Genomic DNA, 21,370 nt, shown 5'->3' with positions numbered 1-21,370 from the left:
CAATTAAATAACTTGTTTTTTTACTTTTGAGGTATCTGTTTTAATCCTTACGGCAGGAATTGTCTTTTTATTTAAAAGCGAGTCACTAATGCGTAATTGCAATTTGACTGCGTCAGAAAGTCCACCTAATTTGGCATATTGACTTTGTAAGCTGGTTGCAAGTATTCTTTTTTCCAGATCTATCCTTGTGATTTTTTGTCTTAGGTATTTTTCAATCATCAAACTGGCAATTGGTCCCGCTATTGTTGATCCAAAGCCCCCATTTTCAACCATGATAGCAATGGCAATTTTCGGATTGTCTTTTGGTGCAAAAGCTACAAATATGGAATGATCTTTAAGTTGAATTCTTTTGCCTCCAATTTTAGCAAAATTTTCAGCTGTACCGGTTTTACCACAAATATCTATTCCTTCGACTTTAAGTGCGCTAGCAGTCCCCATGTTGTACACATCAAACAAACCGCTAATTATGGGTTTGAAGTGTTTTTTGTCGATGGTAGTGGTGTGTTTTGTCGTGAATTTTTTATCAATTTTGTGGCCTTCAATTTTTTTGATGATGTGAGGGGTGTAATAATAACCTTCATTTGCAACAGTTGCCATCATGTTAGCAAGTTGTATGGGTGTCATTAGAACTTCGCCCTGTCCTATTGAATTAGAAACGATCGTGGTACTTCTCCACCCTCCATTTGGATAGATGCGTTTGTATGTTTTAGAATCCGGAATATTTCCTCTTTTACCTGTTGGTAAGTCATATCCCATAAATTGTCCCAGTCCAAAGCTTTTTATGTGGTTGCTCCAAACATCAACAGCTGTGGCCGGTTTTGTATATTTGTTTATTGTCTTCATATACGCTGTGGCAAAATAGGAATTGCAAGATTCATATATACCTCTGTGCAGCTGAAGAGAACCTCCTCTACAATGGCATCTCATAAATCGACCTCTTGCATAACTAAAACCATTATTGCAGGATACGCTTGTGTTTTCATCTATTACACCTTCTTGTAGAGCAACTAAGCCAGTTAAAATTTTAAACGGTGATCCTGGCGGATATTCAGCTAGTAATCCTCTGTCATACAGTGGCTTTGCTATTGAATCATGGTATAGTTGGGTGTAGTTTTTAGAGCGTTGTCTTCCTACCAATATTCCTGGATCATAAGAAGGAGCGGTTACCAGTGCTAGTATTTCGCCAGTGCGAGGTTCTATAGCAACAATTCCGCCTCTTTTATTAATCATCAATTCCTCTCCGTATTTTTGAAGTTCGGCGTCAATAGTAAGATTTATATCTTCTCCTTGCACGGCTATAGTGTCGTATTTCCCTTCTTTATAGGAGCCAATTTCCCTATTGTATTTGTCTTTTTGAATGTATTTAACCCCTTTTACCCCGCGTAAAAGATCTTCATAGCTTTCTTCAACTCCCTGTCTTCCAATTAAATCACCGCTATTGTAATATGGATTTTTGGCTACTAGTTTTTCATTTACCTGAGTGATGCCCCCAAAAACATTGGCTCCAAAATTTACTTCATAATCACGAAGGGAACGTTTTTGAAAATAAAAACCTTCATATTTTCTTATTTTTTCTTGAAAAGCTGCAAATTCACTTTTATTCAATTGTGATAAAAAAACAGAGGGTAACCGCGGACTATATATTCTAGCTTTTTCAATTCTTTTAATGAAATCTTCTTTTGAAATTTTCAACAATTGACAAAGTTCTAAAGTATCTGTGTTTTTTAATTCTCTAGGAATGACCATAATGTCATAAGATGCTTGGTTCGCAACCATTAATACGCCTTTACGGTCATAGATGTAGCCTCTTTCAGGATATTCATATTTTTTTTTAATTGCGTTATTTTCAGATTTTAACTTTAAGGTGTCATCCACTATTTGCAAATAAAAAATACGCAATATTAGTAAAGAAGTAGCAAGAATGATTAGGGAAGGCAATAGTGCTTTTCTCATCTTTTATTAGGCTTAATAAGGTATATTATAATTATGCAAATAAGGAGTGTGAATATGGTACTCAATAAAGTTCGTAATACGACATCTAAAATAAAGCTAAATTGAAAAGCTTCCAGCAAAAACATCGTAAAATGATGAATGGTAACCGATAGTAATAAAAAAGAAAATCTTTCTGGGGTTAATACATCATTCAGTTTTATAGTTTGGTATTCATAACTTAACCCAAAGGAGAACTTAAAAACAGAAGGTCTAAAGTAGGCTAATACTAAGCAAGCGGTCGCATGTGTTCCTCCAGAATTACTGAACATATCCATGATAAGGCCTAGTAAAAAACTAGCAATTAGTAGTCCTGATTTATTTCCATTTACGGGATAAAGTATGATAAATAACACATAAGGAAATGGGCTTATATACCCAAAAAAATTCATGTTATTAAATATGATAATCTGAATTGCTAATAACAAAAGGAATCGGGAAATATTGACTAATAGTGCGCTATTCATCCTTATTTCTTTTTTCTAAATTAATAATTTCTTCACGATCTTTACGCGTTATAATATAAACGTGACCTAGATTTGTCATATCGTTAAATAATTTAACATTTATGGTGTAATAATTAGTCTGATTGTCTATTTCTATTTTGTCAATAGTTCCTATGTTGATGTTTTCTGGAAATATTACAGATTGCCCCCCTGTTACAATGGTATCTCCTTTTCTAATAGCGGCTAATCTAGGAACATCTATCAATTGTACAAAGCCAGTACTTTTTCCGTTCCATATCAAAGATCCAAAATGATTGGATTTTTTGATTTTAGCATTAATTTGAAATTTCTTATTTAAAATGCTAATCACAGTGGCATAATTAGGGGAGGTATTTTCTATGATTCCTATAATTCCTAAGCTGTTTATAACGCCCATGTCTGGTTTCACACCTTCTAGTTCTCCTGAATTTAAGGTTAAATAATTTTCGTGAGTACTATAAGAATTGTGTATTACCTTAGATACTAATATATCTCCTGATTCGATCCCTTTTAGACTGTCTAGTTTTTTTATTGCAGTGGTATCTTTTTTGTTAAATATAAGACTCTTTAATTTTGCGTTTTCAAGCGCGAGTGCTTCATTTTCAGTTTTTAAATTCAAATATTCATTAAGGTTGTTTACCTTTTCATAGACACCTCCGCTTAGAAAATTTGCAGAACTAATTATTTTACTTCTGTGAAAGGAGTGGGATTGAATGGTAAGGGATAATGAAATACCCAAAAGCAGCAAAAACAGTAACCGATTACTGTTTTTAAAAATAAAATTAAATATTTGCTGCATTTTCTAACGGTATAATATAAATAGCTGTCTGTTTTATTTTGGAATCTAATAGTTGTTGCTGGATGCTATCTCAGTCCTGTAAATTGACAAGAGTAGCTATAACAAATTACTTGATTAAAATACTTTTAAATTTAGCAATGTTTTTTAGTGCCATTCCTGTCCCTCTTACTACAGCTCTTAACGGATCTTCTGCAATGTAAACTGGTAAATCAGTTTTTTGTGAAATTCGCTTGTCAAGACCTCTTAACATGGAGCCTCCACCGGCAAGGTAGATTCCTGTGTTGTATATATCGGCAGCTAGTTCTGGGGGAGTTTGTGATAACGTTTCCATAACGGCATCTTCAATTCTTTGAATTGATTTGTCTAATGCTTTTGCAATTTCTCGGTACGATACTTCTACCTGTTTTGGTTTACCAGTAAGTAAATCTCTACCTTGAACGGACATGTCTTCAGGAGGTGTTTCTAAATCTTCTATTGCTGCGCCAATTTGAATTTTTATTTTTTCAGCTGTACTTTCTCCAACAAAAAGATTGTGTTGGGTACGCATATAATATACGATATCATTTGTGAATACATCACCAGCTATTTTTACTGATTTGTCACAAACAATACCACCTAAGGCGATTACGGCAATTTCAGTTGTTCCACCACCTATATCTACAATCATGTTTCCTTTTGGTTGCATAATATCAATACCAATACCTATTGCTGCTGCCATAGGTTCGTGTATTAGGTATACTTCTTTACCGTTTACTCTTTCACAAGACTCTTTTACGGCTCTCATCTCCACTTCGGTAATGCCAGAGGGAATACAAACGACCATTCTTAACGCAGGAGTAAACATTCTTTTCTTTAGCGCGGGTATGCTTTTGATAAACATACTTATCATTTTTTCTGAAGCATCAAAATCAGCAATTACACCATCTTTCAAAGGGCGTATTGTCTTAATGTTTTCATGTGTTTTACCTTGCATCAAGTTGGCTTCTTTGCCCACAGCAATGATTTTACCAGAAACTCTGTCTCTGGCAACAATTGATGGACTGTCTATTACAACTTTATCATTATGTATGATTAAAGTATTAGCGGTACCAAGGTCTATCGCGATATCCTCAGTCATGAAATCAAAAAATCCCATAAATTTTTTGGGGTTAAAATGTTATAAATTTGAAACGCACAAAGTTAAACAAATTAATGTTTAAAATGACGCGTTCCCGTAAATACCATTGCAAGTTTATTTTCATTGCAATAGTCAATGCTCAAATTGTCTTTGATGGATCCGCCTGGCTGAATTACCGCAGTAATACCTGCTTTTTTAGCTATTTCAACACAGTCTGGGAAAGGGAAAAATGCATCACTTGCCATTGAGGCTCCATGTAAGTCAAATCCAAAATTTTTAGCTTTTTCTATCGCCTGTACTAAGGCATCAACTCTGGATGTTTGTCCTGTACCGGATGCAATAAGTGTTCCGTTTTTAGCAAAAACAATCGTGTTTGATTTGGTGTTTTTACAAATTTTGGAAGCGAAAATTAAATCCTGAATTTCCTGTTCAGTAGGAGCTGTTATGGTAACGGTTTTTAAGGCTTCTTTATTGTCAGTTACCGTATTTCTTTCTTGAATTAAAAGTCCGTTCAAGCAGGTTCGTGCCGTTTTTTGGGGTAACGCAACCTCGTTCTGAACTAATAGGATTCGGTTTTTCTTTTCTTGTAAAATAGTCAGGGCCTCAGTATCATATTCGGGGGCAATGACCACCTCACAAAATAATTTGTTTATCTCTGTTGCAGTCGCTGCATCAATTTTAGTATTGGAAATTAAAACACCTCCAAATGCAGATGTCGGGTCACAAGCTAATGCGGCTAAATAGGCCTCAGTAATAGTTGTTCGTGTCGCTAAACCACAAGCGTTGTTGTGTTTTAATATGGCAAATGTAGGGCCGTCATTGTTGAATTCAGCTATCAAATTTACAGCCGCATCTACATCCAACAAATTATTGTATGATAATTCTTTTCCGTGCACTTTGTTGAACATGGCCTCAAAATCTCCAAAGAAAAATCCTTTTTGATGTGGGTTTTCACCGTATCTCAGCACTTGACCGTTAGGAATACTTTCTTTGTAAATGGTTTCGTCAGTATTAAAATAATTGAAAATTGCAGTGTCATAATGCGATGAAACATGAAATGCTTTTGTTGCCAATAATTTTCGGTCTTCCAATGTTGTGGCGCCATTTTGATCGATAATTAAATCTAAAAGCAAGCCGTATTGATCTACCGAAGCCACAATTACGGTATCCTTGAAGTTTTTTGCAGCAGCACGAATTAAAGAAATACCACCAATATCTATTTTTTCAATGATGTCTGCTTCACTTGCTCCTGAAGCAACCGTTTTTTCAAAAGGATATAAGTCAACAATGACTAAATCAATTTGTGGAATGTTGAATTCTAGCATTTGTTGTGCATCACTCTCATTATCTTGGCGATTTAGTATTCCACCAAAGACTTTTGGGTGTAATGTTTTTACTCTTCCACCCAAAATAGAAGGGTAAGAGGTCACATCTTCAACGGGTATTACGGGAATTCCTAAATTTTTTATAAAATCCTCAGTCCCTCCAGTAGAATAAAGTGTAACATTTTGACTGTTTAGTTGTCTTACTATAGGTTCTAATCCTTCTTTTGAAAAGACGGAGATTAATGCAGATTGAATTGTTTTAGTTGTGCTCATTATGTAGTTATAGTTATAAAATGCAAAAATAGTTTTTTAATGTCAAAATTAAGCCATTTGAAATTGAGATAATTGTAATTTTTACGGCTATTGCAACGGGAAACATAAAAATAGCGCTTTCACAATGTAACGAAACGATTTTTCATTAGGTTTCTGATTAATATTTATAGAATTTTACTTAACACTAAATAGATTGTATGTTAGTTTACCTTCGATTATTAAAAGAGAGTTTTAGCTTTGCGATGAATGCATTGCGCAACAATAAGTTACGAACGCTGCTTTCTTTGTTAGGCGTTACTATTGGGATTTTTTCTATTATAGCGGTACTCGCTGCTGTAGATTCTTTGGACAGAAAAATCACTAAAGATTTGAGTAGTTTAGATAAAAATACGATTTATTTGATGAAATTTTCTTTCGGGCCTTCGGAAATTCCACAATGGAAAAGAGAACAGTTTCCTAATGTGAAGTATGATGAATACACCTATATGAAAGGTGCAATGACTAACACGGATCAAATGGCCTATCAAATATTTATCAGAAGAGAATCTATTAAATTTGATTCAAAAACAGTTAGTGATGTCAATATAGTTCCTGTTTCTCAGGAGTTTATAGATATTCAGGGTCTTGAGTTTGAAAGCGGACGATTTTACAATGAATCCGAAGCCAATTCCGGAGCTACAGTTGTTGTTTTGGGGAATGAAATTGCAAAATCACTTTTTGATGATGCAGAACCCATTGGAAAAAACGTGCGGTTGTATGGAAATCGTTTTACGGTCATTGGGGTTTTGAAGAAACAAGGAGCGGGTTTGTTTGGGGATAGTAATGACACCTCAGCTTATATTCCAGTCAATTTTGTGCGACAACTATACGGGGATAATAATACTGCTTTGACAAATGTTATTATTTTTAAACCTGAAAATGGAGCTGACATGGCAGCTTATAAAGAAGAAATAGCACAAAAATTAAGAAGCTTTAGGGGATTGAAAGCAGGTGAAATAGATAATTTTTTCATTAATGTTTTTTCTGGATTTACTGACCTTATTGATGGTATCCTTGGGCAAATGAATCTTGTAGGATGGGTTATCAGTGGCTTTTCTCTGCTTGTAGGTGGTTTTGGAATTGCTAATATTATGTTTGTTTCTGTAAAAGAGCGTACGAATTTGATTGGGATCCAAAAATCATTGGGAGCCAAAAACAAGTTTATATTATTTCAGTTTTTATTTGAAGCGATAATATTATCAGTTATTGGTGGTTTGATAGGATTGCTCTTAGTTTGGATTATTGCGCTTATTGTAACAAAAGCCTTAGACTTTGAGTTTGTCTTAAGTATGGGTAATATTGTCCTAGGAACAGGATTAGCGGCTATAATTGGTCTAATATCCGGAATTCTACCCGCAATTGCAGCTTCTAAATTAGATCCGGTGGAGGCTATTCGTACCGGGATATAAAAAACTCAGGTTTGTGTAATCCTTTTTTGTAAACACTTAATTTTAAATATAATGGCATAACAAAAAACAGCTTCCAATATTTTTTTGGAAGCTGTTTTGTTTGGTATAAAGAGAATGTAGCGCAAATATAAAATCCCAATTGCTTGGGATTTTATTTATCGAATATCATTGTTCTGAATCAAATCAATGTACAAGTTGATCTTGTCTTTCAATTCTTTTCTTGGTGTGATAAAGTCTAAGAAGCCATGTTCGAGTAAAAACTCAGCAGTCTGAAAACCTTCTGGTAAATCTTTACCAGTTGTGTCTCGTACTACCCTTGGGCCAGCAAATCCTATTAATGCGCCTGGTTCAGATATGTTGATGTCACCTAGCATCGCGTAGGAAGCAGTTGTTCCTCCAGTTGTTGGATCTGTGCATAACGAAATATAAGGCAGTTTTGCTTCGGCAAGTTGTGCTAACTTAACAGATGTTTTGGCTAATTGCATTAAAGAATAGGCAGCTTCCATCATTCTGGCTCCACCTGATTTTGAAATCATCACAAAGGGCATGTTGTTTTTGATGGCGTGATCAATTCCTCTCGCTATTTTTTCACCTACAACTGCACCCATAGAACCACCAATGAAGGCAAAATCCATACAGCAAATAACTAAATCTTTACCTTTTGATTTTCCAACTCCCGTGCGTACTGCATCCTTGAGTTTGGTTTTTTCCATTACATCTTTCAAACGATCTGCATATTTCTTGGTATCAACAAAGTGCAAAGGATCTTTAGATGTCATATTCTTGTCTAATTCAACAAATTCATTGTTGTCAAATAAGATTTGAAAATATTCAGCACTTCCAATTCTGACATGAAAACCATCTTCGGGACTCACAAATAAGTTGCGAGCTAGTTCATCGGCATCAATGATTTTTCCGGTTGGAGATTTGTACCAAAGTCCTTTTGGAATATCCATTTTGTCTTCGGTAGCGGTAGTAATCCCTTTTTCTTTTCTTTTAAACCAAGCCATTTCTTTAGTATTCAGTGTTCAGTAATCAGGTATTCAGTGTTTTGTAATCAGTTTTAGTGTTCCATTATCAGCATTTGAGATCTGAACACTAAAAACGGACCACTATTTTTATAATGTATTCACATTGTTCAAGTCAGCAAATGCTTGCTCAAGTCTTGTGTTGAAAGTAACTTCACTTTCACGCAACCATTTTCTTGGGTCGTAATGTTTTTTGTTTGGAACATCAGCGCCTTCTGGGTTTCCAATTTGAGTTTTCAAATAGTCAATATTTTTAACCATGTAATCACGAATTCCTTCTGTAAATGCAAATTGCAAATCAGTATCGATATTCATTTTTATTACCCCGTAGCTGATCCCTTCTCTTATTTCTTCTAATGTAGAACCAGAACCACCGTGGAAAACGAAATCTACTGGATTAGATCCTGTATTGAATTTATTTTGAACAAAATCCTGAGAATTTTTCAAGATTTTTGGAGTCAATTTTACATTTCCGGGTTTGTACACTCCATGTACGTTTCCAAAAGCAGCAGCAATTGTAAATCTTGGGCTTACTTTTGAAAGTTCTTCGTATGCGTAAGCAACTTCTTCCGGTTGTGTATATAATTTAGAACTATCAACATCAGAGTTGTCTACACCATCTTCTTCACCACCTGTGATTCCAAGTTCGATCTCTAATGTCATTCCCATTTTACTCATTCGTTCTAAATAGCCTTTGCAAATTTCGATGTTTTCTTCGATAGGCTCTTCAGATAAATCAATCATGTGAGACGAAAACAATGGTTTTCCGGTTTTAGCAAAATGTGCTTCGGAAGCATCTAATAGGCCGTCTATCCAAGGTAATAATTTTTTCGCACAATGATCCGTGTGCAGTATTACGGTTGCTCCGTAAGCTTCCGCCAAAGTATGAATATGTAATGCACCAGCAATTCCGCCAGCTATAGCTGCTTTTTCACCAACATTCGAAAGTCCTTTACCTGCATTAAATTGTGCTCCTCCATTAGAAAACTGAATGATAACAGGAGCATTAAGTTTTGCTGCAGTTTCAAGGACACCATTGATTGTATTTGATCCAGTAACGTTTACTGCCGGAAGTGCAAATCCTTTTTCTTTTGCGTAATTGAAAATTTCTTGTACTTGATCTCCTGTAGCTACGCCCGGTTTAATAGTATGTGCCATTGTGTTTTTTTTAGTTATTTTTTAGTTTTTAGTTTTGCAAAAATAAGAATTATTTAGCATTAGAACGGGTAATTTATTCCAAAATTTAAAACAGAGTTTCCAAAATTATATTCTTGAAACCATCTTTTACGGGTTTCGTTGGCAGGATTATAGGTTTTAAATCCTAAATCAAAACGAATTACAAAAAAACTCAGGTCATATCGAAGGCCGAATCCCGTGCCTAATGCAATGTCTTTTAAGTCGCTGAAACTGGTAAATGTTGATTTCTCATCCACCACATTATCCAATACGTTCCAAATGTTCCCGGCATCAGCAAAAAGGGCCCCTTTTAAATTGCCTAATATTTTAAATCTAAATTCACCACTAATGGCAATTTTCATGTTGGCTTCATTAAAATCATCTACAGCTCCGCTACTCCCGGGACCTAAGCTGTATGGTTGCCAGGCTCGGTTGTCATTTGAGCCCCCAGAAAAATAACTCCTTGAAAAAGGAATGTAATTTGAATTGCCAAATGGGACTGCAATACCAAAAAAGGATCGAAAGGCAAAGATCTTTTCTTTAGATAAATCCCAATGTTTGATGTATTCAAATTCTGTTTTTAGGTATTCAGAGTATTCTAAATTAAATATCTCATAATTACCGGTGACATTTTCTTTTTGATTTGTCGTTTTTGCAAAAGCTGACAATAGTGTTCCCGCTGATTCTATTTTTGTTCTAAAGAGATAAAAATCATTGTCTAATAAGTCTTTCTTTGTTGTTTTTGAAAACGTAAAACTTGTAGCGAGTATAAAATCGTTTTCCGTAAGTCGGAGTCTTCTTTCCTCAATGCTTTTTACACTTTCTATATCAGCACTTTCTAATGGTTTTAAGAAACTCGCATTGCCTGATAAGACATCACGGGTAAATCCAGTTGTGCCTCTTTCAATGACTAAATTCCTATCGATATCATTGTTGTAGTAGTTAGGGTTGGTGTTGTATTGCTTCCCTATGGCATTCAATGCTCTGTAAGAAGAGTTGTAAACAAAGAAATAATTATTGGGATTTAGATTGCGAACAAACTGGGTGTTGAACAGGTCAAATCGGGCAGTATGGTTTCTTTTTGGAGTCCAATTGTACGATAGTGCTCCCGTGAAATTTTCTTTGTCTAACCCCAGATTTCTTTGTTTTGCAAAACCGACTGTGATTAGTGTGGAGGGAATCATGCTTTTTGGAATGATTTTTTCAGTGCTAAAGGGAATGAAAATTCTAGGAATATTTAATTTTAAATCCAACCCGTACTCGGATACATTAAAAAAATTATTATTTGGATTGGCAAGATCTTGTGAGGAACCTATATTGCCACGGGCTGCAATTTCCAGTGTTTCAGCACCATTAAAAACATTTCTGATTGTTTCTGAAACACTCAATCCGATACCAAAATCCTGAATGTTTGAATGAGTAACATCTAGTGTAGTCCCAAAACTATATTTTTTGCGGGGAGTCAGGTATACTTTAGCGATCAGCGATTGTGCAGTACTGTCTCTTTTGTCAACTTCATATTGTATGGAGGGGTAGTTGAATACTTTGAGGTTGTTCAGGTAGCGTGTGGTCAAGACTGTTTTGTAATCAGCATACAAACCTCCCTTTGTAATGAATATGGCGTTAGTTATCGCGCGAGGTTTGTATTTTAATTTTTGATGGCTGTATAAATTGAAGTTTTTGTAGGTTGTACTATCTGTAATAGTCCGGTTGTTATTCTCTGAGGAATAGTCCGTATAAATATTTACATCACTTATTTTATAAATTTTAAAAGGCACCGTTTTGCTAGAATCCTGATCTTGGTACGAATAATTATTAATGACCAGGTTTATATTTGCTTGATTTACTTTTTTAATCGTGTCAATATCAAAAGTAACGTAGTTGGACTGAAAATAATAGGCTCCGTTATTTCTGAAATGAGTGGTAATTCGGTTTTTTTCATTCTCAAAATCTTCTGTTTTGTATTGATTGCCTGATTTTAGAAAGGTATTGGATTTATTGGTTTGGTATAAAGAGTCTAATGCTGGAGTTAAAATAGTGGTTTTTAAAGTATCTAGGAAAAAGGCATTTCCGGGCGTTATGGCGTATTTTATTTTAGCTTTTTTAAGGCTCAGGGTGTCTATGTTGTAATTTGCATTTACATTAAAATAGCCATTGTTGAAATAGTAATATTTCAATCGCAATACTGATTTGTCAGCTCTTTCTTTGTCGATAATTACAGGAGGCTCTCCTGTTTTTTTTAAAAAATTATGGATGCCATAATATAAAAAAGACTTTCCGAGTCTGTTGACTTGTTTTTCAGACAGCCATTTGGATTGTCTTTTGTATTTTTCGGGATTGTTAGCAAACTTAGCCTGATAGGTTGAATCTGGATTTAGATTGGCAAGATTGTAAAGGTTCAAGCGCAAACGATAGCCCAGCAAGGTACTGTTTGGTTTTTGATACAACTGATTAAAAATAGTTTCCTCCTTAATGGATTTGCCATTGGCCTCGATTTCATTTTTTGTAAGCAGCAATTTCCCGTCAGGAACTCTTTTTACAGCGTCACAAGCGCAAATTAGTATTGCAATTACAATAAATGCAGTTATTTTTGTAGAAATTTTTTTCAAGTGTTCTAAAATATTTAATTCAAAAGTACATTATTTTATGGTTAGTAAAAACCAAATAAAGCTTATAACGAGTTTGCAGCAAAAAAAATATAGGATAGCCAATAAATTATTTTTTGCCGAAGGTGTCAAAGGAATTGAGGAACTATTGGATTCTAATTTTGAATTGGAACATTTGTTTACCACCCAAAATGATTTTGATTCGGTAAGCCAAGAAAAAAAAACCATTATTTCAGAAAATGATTTAAAAAAAGTTACAGCATTGGCTACTCCGAATACGTGTTTAGCCGTTTTTAAGATGCCAGTAGAAAAATCAATTACTGAAACCGGTTTGATTCTAGCGCTTGATTCTATTCGGGATCCTGGAAATTTAGGGACTATATTGCGTTTGTGTGACTGGTTTGGGATACAACAAGTCTTGTGTTCAAAGGAAACGGTGGATCTGTATAATCCAAAAGTGGTTCAAGCAACCATGGGTTCCATTGCCCGGGTGAATGTTAATTATGTTGATTTGAATGTTTTTTTAGCGCAGACAAAACTTCCAATTTTTGGGACCTTCATGGATGGAGAAAATATTTATAAAGCAACTCTTCCTCAACAGGGAATTATTATCATGGGGAATGAAGCTAATGGAATTTCTCCGGCTCTTGAAAATGAGGTCCACAACCGACTCACAATTCCTCGTTTTGGGAATCTTCAAAAAACGGAAAGTCTGAATGTGGCTGCAGCAACAGCAATTGTCTTAAGTGAGTTTTGTAGAGGCTGATAGCAACGCGCAGTCATAGTTTACGGGAGAACTTAAAACGGCCAAACTACTTTTTAATGGAAAGTAAAATTAATTAAAATGGCTCTGGTCTTTAAGGCTTCAATGTTTCCTGTCCAAGGACTGCTGGGGTCATTGTCTCTAATTAGTTCGTCATTAAGTCCAAAAACACCTCTTATGGAAGGCGAAAATATAAAATATTCGGAAAAAAGGTCAATTCCAAAGCCTAATTCATAATTAGTAGTCCATGATTTAACTCGAAAGCGTTCCTGCAAATTATCATCCATCAACTTAGAGTTGCTGGATAAGTTTAAAGTAGCTGACAATCCTCCCACTAAATAGGGGCGAATATTGCCCGTTCTTAGGGAGGAAAATTTCAACAATAAAGGAAAATGAATGTACGTGCTGTTCACTTCTCTAAGCGCATCGCCACTGTTTGAAAAATTAGGGTAATACAAGTCTCTTTTTGTGTAATACAATCCAGGTTCAAATCGCAAGTTAATGTATTCCTGTAATTTTACATCACCAATAATTCCCACATTGAAACCGGTTGTTTTTTTGACCAGTATATCAGGGCCTTTCATTTTATAATCAATTTTAAAATCATAGGAATTGAATCCTAAGTAAAAGCCATAATAAACTTTCTTTTTTTGAAAATTTTCCAAATTAACAATGGGATCTTTGCTGAAAATAGTTCGAGACTTTTGGGCGTATCCGTTTAGAATAAAAGCAAAAAAGAGTAAGGCAATTATTTTTTTCATGTTATTTTTTAGAAGCTGAGTAAATGGTGGCCACACCAAAGGTTTGCGGTAATGCTACAACATCTATAAACCCAATTTCTCTTAAAATATTGTTTAACGCCTCACCATAAGGAAAAGCGGCAGCTGATTCAGATAAATAACCGTAGGCAACGTTATCCTTAGAGAATAATTTACCTATCAAAGGCAGGATGTTTTGACTGTAAAAAGTATAGCCTTGTTTGTAAGGCGTTTGGTCTGGCACTGACGTTTCTAAAATTACAAATACACCATTTGGTTTTAAAACTCTTAAAATTTCAGCTAATCCTTTTTCCAGCGTTTCAAAATTTCGAACACCAAAAGCAACGGTAATCGCATCAAAATAATTGTCTTCAAAAGGCATGTTTTCTGAGTCGCCCAAAATCATTTCAATAGTAGCAGTAAGGTTTTTGGCAGCAATTTTTTGGACGCCAACTTCCAGCATTCCGGCAGATATGTCTAAGCCAATGATTTTTTCAGCATTGGTTTGTGCCATTAAAATCGCTAAATCTCCGGTGCCCGTAGCAATATCCAGGATTATTTTTGGATTGGATTTCGCAACCATCTGCAAAACTTTTTTACGCCATTTTATATCAATTCCAAAAGAAATGACACGATTCAATTTATCATAGTTGCCTGAAATGGTGTCAAACATTTGAGCAACCTGTTCTTTTTTACCTAAGGCAGAACCTTTATAAGGAGTTATCTTTTCTGACATTTTTTTTATGCAAATATAATACAAACGGGATGAACTAAAAACGAGTTCTTTAAATTAGAAGCAAGTTTTGTTTTATGTGCCGGAATGATTTTTTGCGTATTAAATAAGACTAAGTCCGTTAAAATAAGAAACATTTTTTTATTTGAAATATCACTAAAAGTGGGTATTGTATCTCCGATTTTTATTGCGCAAATTTGGTATTCAAGAAAGAACCATATTAAATGATTAAAAAAGAGTCAGTGAACCTAATCAAATGGATATTTTTAGCGCTATTTATCTCATTTGTTCTTGTTAGCTGTTTTGAAAATGCTGTTTTACAAGGCAGTATTGTAGTTAAAGCGCATCATACGTTCTTAGGATTAAATTTGTTTTTGGAAATTTTAATTTTTTTCGTCTTTAGTACCTTCGTGGTATTTGGTATTAAAGGCTTTTTTGAGATGTATTCTCAAAAAACATCAAACATTATAATCTTCGTTTCTGGAGTGTTACTAGTGTTTGTAATTTTTATATTAGTTTATCAAATACTGTTTCAAGACTAGGTCATTGCTCTTAATCAATGGTTAAAAAAAAACATCCCCAAAAGGATGTTTTTTTATTTTATTTCCTAACGAATGTCTGGTAGGAATAATCGTAAAGATGCTTTTCATCCTTCTCATTAAATTCCGAAACTATTATTTTCCATTCGGACTCATTAATCGCAGGGAATCTGGCATCGCCTTCAAAGGAGTGATGTACCCGTGTGATTTCTATTTTATCAGTAAAAGGAAGTCCCAAAGTATAAATTTCGCCGCCACCAATTATAAAGGTGTCTTGGTCTTTTGGACAAACTTCTAGTGCTTTTTCAATACTATCAACAATTATGCATCCTTCAGCGTGATACTCTTTTTGTCGGGTGATTATGATGTGGGTTCTGTTTGGTAATGGTTTGGGAAAACTTTCAAATGTTTTTCTCCCCATTATGATATGATGCCCGGAAGTAAGTGATTTGAATCTTTTAAAATCGTTGGGCAAATGCCAGATTAATTCATTGTTTTTTCCTAGCGTATTATTCTCGGCTACGGCCGCAATCATTACTATCATAATTATTTAGGGTCGTCGTTAGATACTTGCGTCTGTAATTGGTCTATTTTCTTTTTTTGCAAAGCGACCAGGCGGTCTATTTGTTCTCTTTCCCAATCTTTATTCATAAATCGATCCGTGATGAAAATTTTTATAAAATGCAAAATAAAAAGGAATAGCCATATTGTAATAACCCAAAGATACCAATACGAGACTACCGTACTATCAAGGAAATTATGAGCAACAAATAGCAATAAACTTCCCAATACAAAAAGAACAAAATGAAAATACAATCGTTTCTTTTGTTTTATTCTTCGTCTTGCATATTCATATTGTTCGTGTAATTCTTTTTCCATCGCTCTGATTTTAGTTTATAAAGGTAAAATTTATTTTGCAAAGTCACTATTTTGCCTCAGGATTATTTCAACAGAAAACGTATTCTGATTTTTGAATAGTAAATTTACGATCCTTTAAATTATTGAATTTATCAAAAATTAACATAGTTTACGGCATTCCATTAAAACTTCACAGGAGCCATTGAAACTTCAATATATTACATTTACTTTGTTTTATAAACCTATAAATGAATATGTTATGCCGATTAAAAAACAATTTGTAAAAACAAAGCCAGTTTGTAAAGTTACTTTTTCGGTAGCGGCAAAGGCAGCAAGTCATGCTTCTGTTGTGGGTGATTTCAACAATTGGAATGTTGTTGAAGGGGTTTTAAGCAAATTAAAAAATGGAACTTTCAAGGGGGTATTTGATGTGGCCAAAGACGCCGCTTACGAATTCAAATACGTTATCGATGGTGTATTTGTCAATGAGCCAGAGGCAGATTCTTTCAAATGGAATGCGTTTGCAGGAAATGAAAACGGTGTTTTAGTAGTATAGCTAAACACCGTTTTTTATTGTTTTATACCGCAACACTTCCTTTTATCGCGGCATGAGGTTCATAGCCTTCAAGGGTAAAATCTTCAAAACCAAACGCGAAGATGTCTTTTATATTGGGATTTAAAATCATTTTTGGTAATGGTTTTGGCTCACGGGTCAATTGCAATTCCAGTTGTTCAAAATGGTTGTTATAGATATGTGCATCGCCAAAAGTGTGAATGAATTCACCAGGTTCTAGATCACAAACCTGTGCAATCATCATGGTGAGTAACGCATACGAAGCGATATTAAAAGGAACTCCTAAAAAAATATCAGCGCTTCGCTGGTACAACTGACAAGATAGCTTACCCTCAGAAACATAAAACTGAAAGAACGCATGACAAGGCGGCAAGGCGGCTTTATTGTTGCTTACATTTTCGTCAAATGATTTTGTCGTGTCAGGCAGAACCGAAGGATTCCATGCTGAAACCAGCATTCTACGGCTGTTAGGATTCGTTTTTAACTCTTTAATTAATTCCGATATTTGATCAATTTCTTCACTATTCCAATTGCGCCATTGGTGGCCGTAAACAGGTCCTAAATTTCCATTGGCATCAGCCCAAGCATCCCAAATTTTAACGCCGTTTTCTTGAAGATACTTAATATTTGTGTCTCCTTTTAAGAACCAAAGCAATTCGTAGATAATGGATTTTAGGTGTAGTTTTTTAGTAGTGACCATCGGGAAACCTTCATTTAAGTCAAAACGCATTTGGTAACCAAAGACACTTTTTGTCCCGGTTCCCGTACGATCTCCTTTTTGACAACCGTTTTTCATTACGTGTTGTACTAAATCTAAATATTGCTTCATTGTCTCTTGATTCTATTGTGCGGTAAGCGGTTGTTCGTTTTTATATACTTTTCCGTCTTTCATTACAAATACGACCTTTTCCAGAGTTTTGATCGCATTCAAAGGATTTTCATCCACTGCAATGATGTCTGCCAAAAAGTTTTCTTTGATTTGACCTGCTTCATTTTCAAGCCCTAATAACATAGCATTCGTAATCGTTGCTGATTGTATCGCGGCTAATGCAGGCATTCCGGCTTCAACCATATATCCAAATTCTTTTGCATTTGTACCATGAGCAAAAACGCCGGCATCAGTTCCAAAAGCAATTTGGACTCCTTTTTTATACGCCTTGGCAAAAGTAGCTTTCAGTTGTGGGCCAACTTCTCTGGCCTTTGGAACTACGATGTCAGGATAAAAACCAGTAATTTCTGCATTTTTTTCTACTTCTTTTCCAGCCGTTAAGGTAGGAACTAAATAAGCATCGTATTTTTTCATTAATTCCATTGTCTCTTCACTCATAAAGGTGCCGTGCTCAATGGTTTTTATACCGCCCAATATGGCTCTTTGCATTCCTTCGTCGCCATGGGCATGGGCAGCGGTGAGCATGTTGTAATCTTTGGCTGTTGTGGTGATGGCTTTAATTTCCTCTAGAGAGAACTGCGGATTTTTACCGCTTTTTGCCACGCTCAAAACACCACCTGTAGCTGTAATTTTAATAACATCAGCTCCTTCTTTATAACGCTCTCTCACTGCTTTTACTCCTTCTTCTGGAGAATTGATTACGCCTTCATGTGGACCTGGATCGCCTACCAGTTTTCGGTTGCTTCCGTTAGTAGGATCTGCATGACCGCCTGTTGTAGCAATTGATTTTCCGGCAGTAAAAATTCGAGGACCTTTTACGATTCCTTTATTGATGGCATTTCTTATGGAGATATTTACTCCGGTTCCACCTAAATCCCTCACCGTAGTGAATCCGGCTAGAAGAGTGATTTCGGCACATCGAACGGCTTGAAATGCAACATCAGCTTCGTTGTCTATATATTTTGACATGTAGCTCTTAGTGTCATGTTCGCCTTCTATGTGAACATGTAAGTCAATAAGACCCGGTAAAACATATTTGTTTTTCAGGTTGATCTCAATGTCTTCAGGCTTGACTTTAGCGATAAAACCCTCTTGTACTTTTGTAATTTTGTTTTTAGAAACAAGGATCGTTTGGTTTGTTAATTCTTTACCTGATAGTGTATTTAAAATTTTTCCACAATGCAGATAATAGTCTTGGGATGAGGCAGCTGAACAAATAAATAATGTTGAGAGAAGTAGGAAGTGGTTTTTTTTCATAGCTTATTTTTATCAATTTTATAAAAGAAACATGGTACTAAGTGTTTTTGGTGAATTTAAGTGTATTTATTCAAAAACAAGCGATTCAATCCTTTGAAATTTAGTAACAATCTGATTTCATTTCAATCCTACGGAAAGTAAAAATGGGTACAATTACAATTCTCTCTTTGAGATTTCATCTCTAATTTTTGCGGCTTTCTCATAATCTTCGTGCGACACGGCTTGATCTAACAATTCATTTAATTCCGGCAGACTGTGTTTAGAATAGGTTTCTCCGGATTGATTGCTTTCTTCTTCACGACCAAAAGTGTCCGGATTAGAAAGTACATCGTCAATTTCCTGCGAGTCTTTATTAGGATCTAAAGGATTTGATTTTAAATAAATTCCGGCTTTGTCCAGAATGTTTTTGTAAGTGAATATAGGTGCGTTAAAACGCAATGCTAACGCAATGGCGTCTGAAGTTCGGGCATCAATAATTTCTTCAATTTTATCCCTTTCGCAAATGATACTCGAATAAAAAACACCGTCCACAAGTTTGTGAATAATGACTTGTTTGACTACAATGTCAAATCGTTCTGCGAAGTTTTTGAACAAATCATGGGTCAGAGGACGTGGTGGTTTTATTTCTTTTTCCAATGCTATAGCGATGGATTGGGCTTCAAAAGCACCAATGACAATGGGTAATTTTCGTTCTCCGTCAACCTCATTCAAGATTAATGCGTAGGCTCCGTTTTGAGTTTGACTGTATGAAATTCCTTTTATAGATAGTTTAACTAAGCTCATAATTGATGTAATGGGAAAGTACGAGGTACTTTTTTTAATAAAAATTAAGCAGCAATTATAAAAAAGAAATGCTACTTAAAAGCAAAGATACAAATATCTTGTTTTTAAGTAGCATTTAAATTAATGGGATGCTATAATTTATGAATTGTGAGCTTTGAAAGCTTTAAATTTTTCAATTAATTGTGGTACGATTTCAAACGCGTCACCTACAATTCCGTAATCCGCTACTTTGAAAAAAGGCGCTTCGGGATCACTGTTGATGACCACTTTTACTTTAGAAGAGTTGATTCCCGCAATGTGTTGAATCGCTCCTGAAATTCCAATTGCAATATAAAGGTTTGTAGCTACCGGTTTTCCTGTTTGTCCAACGTGTTCTCCGTGAGGTCTCCATCCTAAATCAGAAACTGGTTTTGAACAAGCAGTTGCAGCGCCAAGAACAGTTGCTAACTCCTCTACCATTCCCCAGTTTTCCGGACCTTTCAATCCGCGTCCAGCCGACACTACAATATCCGCATCAGCGATTGAAACTTTTCCAGAAACTTTTTCAACTGATTCTACTTTTACACCAAAATCAGCTTCTCCAATATTTGGGTTAAAATCTTCCTCGGTTAATGTTGAAGGTGTTTCAAAAACCCCATACGAGTTTTTGGCAAGCCCAAGTACTTTTACGTCTGTGGCAATTTCAGTGATATTGAACGCTTTGTTTGAAAAAGCATTTCTTTTTACTTGAAAAGGCGACGTTGAAACTGGTAATCCAACCACATTTGACGCATAACCGGCTTCTAAAGCTACTGCAACAAGTGAGGAAAGATAAATACTGTCTGTAGTGGATGAAAGTAAAACTAACTTTACGTTTTCTTTTTGAGCGGCTTGTTTGATCACATCAGCGTATGCTTTTGCAGTAAACCCGGATAATTTATCGTTGGTTACTTTTAATACTTTGTCTACTCCGTATTTTGATAATTCCGAAACATCTCCAGCATTTACGGTTACAGCCGTAACAGTGGTTCCTAGACTTTCGGCTACTTTTTTTGCATAGGAAGCCAATTCGAATGCTACTTTTTTAAATTTTCCTCCCGAAGCGTCGGGAGCGTATTCCGCGTATATTAATATTGACATGATTTTTTTATTTTAGTCTTAAAGTTTAAAAGTCTAAAGTCGAAAAGGGAAATTAGTGTAAACTTCTATTCATTTGACTTTTGACATTCCGCTTTATGACAGTTAGATTACTTTTGCTTCGTTGTGTAATAAATTGATTAATTCATCTAAATTGTCAGCAGCAATCAATTTTACGGCTGATTTAGGAGCTGGTTTTTCAAATTTTACTGCTTTTGTATTCACAGCAGCGTCAACAGGCTCCAGTATTGTTAATGCTTTTGTTCTTGCAGTCATGATTCCTCTCATGTTTGGAATACGCAAATCTTTTTCTTCCACCAATCCTTTTTGTCCTCCAATGATTAATGGTAAAGTTGTAGCAACGGTTTCTTTTCCACCATCAATTTCACGAACTGCTTTTACATTAGTTCCATCAACAGTAAGACTTGTACAAGAATTAAGGAAGTTGTATCCTAAAATCCCGGCTATCATTCCAGGAACCATTCCGCCATTATAGTCTAAAGACTCTTTTCCGGCAATGATTACATCGTAACTTCCGTTTTTAATTACTTCAGCAAGTTGTTTGGCTACGAAAAATCCGTCAGTAGGAGTTGCGTTCACACGAATGGCTTCGTTAGCGCCTATTGCCAGCGCTTTTCTTAAAGTAGGTTCGGTTTCTGGACCTCCAACATTTACAACAGTAACCGTTGCGCCTTGTTGTTCTTGGAACCAAATAGCGCGTGTCAAACCAAATTCGTCATTTGGATTGATTACATATTGAACTCCATTGGTGTCAAATTCAGAATCGCCGTTGACAAAGTTAATTTTTGAAGTAGTATCAGGAACGTGACTGATGCAAACTAATATTTTCATAC

The 21,370-nt window shown here is 35.3% G+C and carries 20 protein-coding genes; 3 read left to right on the top strand and 17 right to left on the bottom strand.

All coding sequences use genetic code 11. The features are described 5' to 3' along the window. Positions 1–3: 3 nt before the first annotated feature. The 5 genes from mrdA to purH form a co-directional block, all read right to left on the bottom strand. Positions 4–1,953: a penicillin-binding protein 2 gene (mrdA, locus tag EKL96_RS00440; protein WP_126457464.1), complete on the bottom strand. Its 1,950-nt coding sequence runs from the start codon at positions 1,951–1,953 to the stop codon at positions 4–6. Beyond that, entirely contained in the window at positions 1,950–2,456 is a 507-nt protein-coding gene (locus EKL96_RS00435; protein WP_126457463.1) for a rod shape-determining protein MreD, read from the bottom strand. The genes mrdA and EKL96_RS00435 overlap by 4 nt, the downstream gene beginning before the upstream one ends. After that, positions 2,449–3,273, bottom strand: coding sequence for a rod shape-determining protein MreC (gene mreC / locus EKL96_RS00430; RefSeq protein ID WP_126457462.1), 825 nt, complete (start codon positions 3,271–3,273; stop codon positions 2,449–2,451). The genes EKL96_RS00435 and mreC overlap by 8 nt, the downstream gene beginning before the upstream one ends. Before the next feature lie 106 nt (positions 3,274–3,379). Further along, positions 3,380–4,408 (bottom strand): rod shape-determining protein, encoded by a 1,029-nt coding sequence (locus tag EKL96_RS00425; RefSeq protein ID WP_126452939.1) that lies wholly within the window; start codon positions 4,406–4,408, stop codon positions 3,380–3,382. Between the two features lie 53 nt (positions 4,409–4,461). Further along, positions 4,462–5,988: a bifunctional phosphoribosylaminoimidazolecarboxamide formyltransferase/IMP cyclohydrolase gene (gene purH, locus EKL96_RS00420; protein ID WP_126457461.1), complete on the bottom strand. Its 1,527-nt coding sequence runs from the start codon at positions 5,986–5,988 to the stop codon at positions 4,462–4,464. A gap of 197 nt (positions 5,989–6,185) precedes the next feature. Between purH and EKL96_RS00415 the strand changes: the two genes are divergently transcribed. Then, positions 6,186–7,436 carry an ABC transporter permease gene (locus tag EKL96_RS00415; RefSeq protein ID WP_126457460.1) on the top strand — a complete coding sequence of 417 codons (1,251 nt, stop codon included), beginning with the start codon at positions 6,186–6,188 and terminating at the stop codon, positions 7,434–7,436. 155 nt (positions 7,437–7,591) lie between these two features. Here the strand turns inward: EKL96_RS00415 and accD are convergent, their stop codons facing one another. The 3 genes from accD to EKL96_RS00400 all read right to left on the bottom strand — a co-directional run bounded on the left by accD (position 7,592) and on the right by EKL96_RS00400 (position 12,249). Beyond that, on the bottom strand, positions 7,592–8,446 hold the full coding sequence (gene accD / locus EKL96_RS00410) for an acetyl-CoA carboxylase, carboxyltransferase subunit beta (RefSeq protein WP_126457459.1): 855 nt from the start codon (positions 8,444–8,446) through the stop codon (positions 7,592–7,594). 108 nt (positions 8,447–8,554) lie between these two features. Then, positions 8,555–9,622 carry a class II fructose-bisphosphate aldolase gene (gene fbaA, locus EKL96_RS00405; RefSeq protein WP_126457458.1) on the bottom strand — a complete coding sequence of 356 codons (1,068 nt, stop codon included), beginning with the start codon at positions 9,620–9,622 and terminating at the stop codon, positions 8,555–8,557. 59 nt (positions 9,623–9,681) lie between these two features. Beyond that, complete coding sequence (locus tag EKL96_RS00400; protein ID WP_126457457.1) at positions 9,682–12,249, bottom strand: BamA/TamA family outer membrane protein; 2,568 nt, start codon at positions 12,247–12,249, stop codon at positions 9,682–9,684. A gap of 37 nt (positions 12,250–12,286) precedes the next feature. Here EKL96_RS00400 and EKL96_RS00395 point away from each other — a divergent pair, with 37 nt between their 5' ends. Continuing rightward, positions 12,287–13,012 carry a TrmH family RNA methyltransferase gene (locus tag EKL96_RS00395; protein ID WP_126457456.1) on the top strand — a complete coding sequence of 242 codons (726 nt, stop codon included), beginning with the start codon at positions 12,287–12,289 and terminating at the stop codon, positions 13,010–13,012. Positions 13,013–13,065: 53 nt separating this feature from the next. Here the strand turns inward: EKL96_RS00395 and EKL96_RS00390 are convergent, their stop codons facing one another. The 4 genes from EKL96_RS00390 to EKL96_RS00370 form a co-directional block, all read right to left on the bottom strand. Next, the gene (locus EKL96_RS00390; RefSeq protein WP_126457455.1) at positions 13,066–13,770 is read right to left on the bottom strand and encodes a porin family protein; all 705 of its coding nucleotides are present in this window, start codon (positions 13,768–13,770) and stop codon (positions 13,066–13,068) included. Position 13,771: 1 nt separating this feature from the next. Next, a complete protein-coding gene (gene ubiE, locus EKL96_RS00385) occupies positions 13,772–14,503 on the bottom strand; it encodes a bifunctional demethylmenaquinone methyltransferase/2-methoxy-6-polyprenyl-1,4-benzoquinol methylase UbiE (RefSeq protein ID WP_126457454.1) in 732 nt (243 codons plus the stop codon). A gap of 597 nt (positions 14,504–15,100) precedes the next feature. After that, positions 15,101–15,583: a dihydrofolate reductase gene (locus tag EKL96_RS00375; RefSeq protein ID WP_126457453.1), complete on the bottom strand. Its 483-nt coding sequence runs from the start codon at positions 15,581–15,583 to the stop codon at positions 15,101–15,103. A gap of 2 nt (positions 15,584–15,585) precedes the next feature. Beyond that, positions 15,586–15,918: a 2TM domain-containing protein gene (locus EKL96_RS00370; protein ID WP_126457452.1), complete on the bottom strand. Its 333-nt coding sequence runs from the start codon at positions 15,916–15,918 to the stop codon at positions 15,586–15,588. A 238-nt stretch (positions 15,919–16,156) separates the two neighbouring features. Between EKL96_RS00370 and EKL96_RS00365 the strand changes: the two genes are divergently transcribed. Then, positions 16,157–16,453, top strand: a complete 297-nt coding sequence (locus EKL96_RS00365; RefSeq protein ID WP_126457451.1) for an isoamylase early set domain-containing protein — start codon at positions 16,157–16,159, stop codon at positions 16,451–16,453. Positions 16,454–16,475: 22 nt separating this feature from the next. Here the strand turns inward: EKL96_RS00365 and EKL96_RS00360 are convergent, their stop codons facing one another. The 5 genes from EKL96_RS00360 to EKL96_RS00340 all read right to left on the bottom strand — a co-directional run bounded on the left by EKL96_RS00360 (position 16,476) and on the right by EKL96_RS00340 (position 21,368). Further along, entirely contained in the window at positions 16,476–17,300 is an 825-nt protein-coding gene (locus tag EKL96_RS00360; protein WP_126457450.1) for a thymidylate synthase, read from the bottom strand. Between the two features lie 12 nt (positions 17,301–17,312). Beyond that, positions 17,313–18,617, bottom strand: a complete 1,305-nt coding sequence (locus tag EKL96_RS00355) for a metal-dependent hydrolase family protein (RefSeq protein ID WP_126457449.1) — start codon at positions 18,615–18,617, stop codon at positions 17,313–17,315. A 153-nt stretch (positions 18,618–18,770) separates the two neighbouring features. Then, positions 18,771–19,400 carry a bifunctional nuclease family protein gene (locus EKL96_RS00350; RefSeq protein WP_126452972.1) on the bottom strand — a complete coding sequence of 210 codons (630 nt, stop codon included), beginning with the start codon at positions 19,398–19,400 and terminating at the stop codon, positions 18,771–18,773. Positions 19,401–19,538: 138 nt separating this feature from the next. Then, positions 19,539–20,519 (bottom strand): electron transfer flavoprotein subunit alpha/FixB family protein, encoded by a 981-nt coding sequence (locus EKL96_RS00345; protein ID WP_126457448.1) that lies wholly within the window; start codon positions 20,517–20,519, stop codon positions 19,539–19,541. A gap of 102 nt (positions 20,520–20,621) precedes the next feature. Beyond that, entirely contained in the window at positions 20,622–21,368 is a 747-nt protein-coding gene (locus EKL96_RS00340; RefSeq protein WP_126452978.1) for an electron transfer flavoprotein subunit beta/FixA family protein, read from the bottom strand. Positions 21,369–21,370: the final 2 nt, after the last annotated feature.

It is taken from the genome of Flavobacterium sp. LS1R10 (assembly GCF_003968825.1).
GTDB lineage: Bacteria > Bacteroidota > Bacteroidia > Flavobacteriales > Flavobacteriaceae > Flavobacterium.
Note: the sequence above shows the minus strand (reverse complement) of the source record. Positions and strands in the feature narration are given on the sequence as shown.

Excerpts from the sequence above, each read along its gene's own strand:
- mrdA (WP_126457464.1), bottom strand. The coding sequence starts at position 1,953 with ATGAGAAAAGCACTATTGCCTTCCCTAATCATTCTTGCTACTTCTTTA.
- EKL96_RS00435 (WP_126457463.1), bottom strand. The coding sequence starts at position 2,456 with ATGAATAGCGCACTATTAGTCAATATTTCCCGATTCCTTTTGTTATTA.
- mreC (WP_126457462.1), bottom strand. The coding sequence starts at position 3,273 with ATGCAGCAAATATTTAATTTTATTTTTAAAAACAGTAATCGGTTACTG.
- EKL96_RS00425 (WP_126452939.1), bottom strand. The coding sequence starts at position 4,408 with ATGGGATTTTTTGATTTCATGACTGAGGATATCGCGATAGACCTTGGT.
- purH (WP_126457461.1), bottom strand. The coding sequence starts at position 5,988 with ATGAGCACAACTAAAACAATTCAATCTGCATTAATCTCCGTCTTTTCA.
- EKL96_RS00415 (WP_126457460.1), top strand. The coding sequence starts at position 6,186 with ATGTTAGTTTACCTTCGATTATTAAAAGAGAGTTTTAGCTTTGCGATG.
- accD (WP_126457459.1), bottom strand. The coding sequence starts at position 8,446 with ATGGCTTGGTTTAAAAGAAAAGAAAAAGGGATTACTACCGCTACCGAA.
- fbaA (WP_126457458.1), bottom strand. The coding sequence starts at position 9,622 with ATGGCACATACTATTAAACCGGGCGTAGCTACAGGAGATCAAGTACAA.
- EKL96_RS00395 (WP_126457456.1), top strand. The coding sequence starts at position 12,287 with ATGGTTAGTAAAAACCAAATAAAGCTTATAACGAGTTTGCAGCAAAAA.
- EKL96_RS00390 (WP_126457455.1), bottom strand. The coding sequence starts at position 13,770 with ATGAAAAAAATAATTGCCTTACTCTTTTTTGCTTTTATTCTAAACGGA.
- ubiE (WP_126457454.1), bottom strand. The coding sequence starts at position 14,503 with ATGTCAGAAAAGATAACTCCTTATAAAGGTTCTGCCTTAGGTAAAAAA.
- EKL96_RS00375 (WP_126457453.1), bottom strand. The coding sequence starts at position 15,583 with ATGATAGTAATGATTGCGGCCGTAGCCGAGAATAATACGCTAGGAAAA.
- EKL96_RS00370 (WP_126457452.1), bottom strand. The coding sequence starts at position 15,918 with ATGGAAAAAGAATTACACGAACAATATGAATATGCAAGACGAAGAATA.
- EKL96_RS00365 (WP_126457451.1), top strand. The coding sequence starts at position 16,157 with ATGCCGATTAAAAAACAATTTGTAAAAACAAAGCCAGTTTGTAAAGTT.
- EKL96_RS00360 (WP_126457450.1), bottom strand. The coding sequence starts at position 17,300 with ATGAAGCAATATTTAGATTTAGTACAACACGTAATGAAAAACGGTTGT.
- EKL96_RS00355 (WP_126457449.1), bottom strand. The coding sequence starts at position 18,617 with ATGAAAAAAAACCACTTCCTACTTCTCTCAACATTATTTATTTGTTCA.
- EKL96_RS00350 (WP_126452972.1), bottom strand. The coding sequence starts at position 19,400 with ATGAGCTTAGTTAAACTATCTATAAAAGGAATTTCATACAGTCAAACT.
- EKL96_RS00345 (WP_126457448.1), bottom strand. The coding sequence starts at position 20,519 with ATGTCAATATTAATATACGCGGAATACGCTCCCGACGCTTCGGGAGGA.
- EKL96_RS00340 (WP_126452978.1), bottom strand. The coding sequence starts at position 21,368 with ATGAAAATATTAGTTTGCATCAGTCACGTTCCTGATACTACTTCAAAA.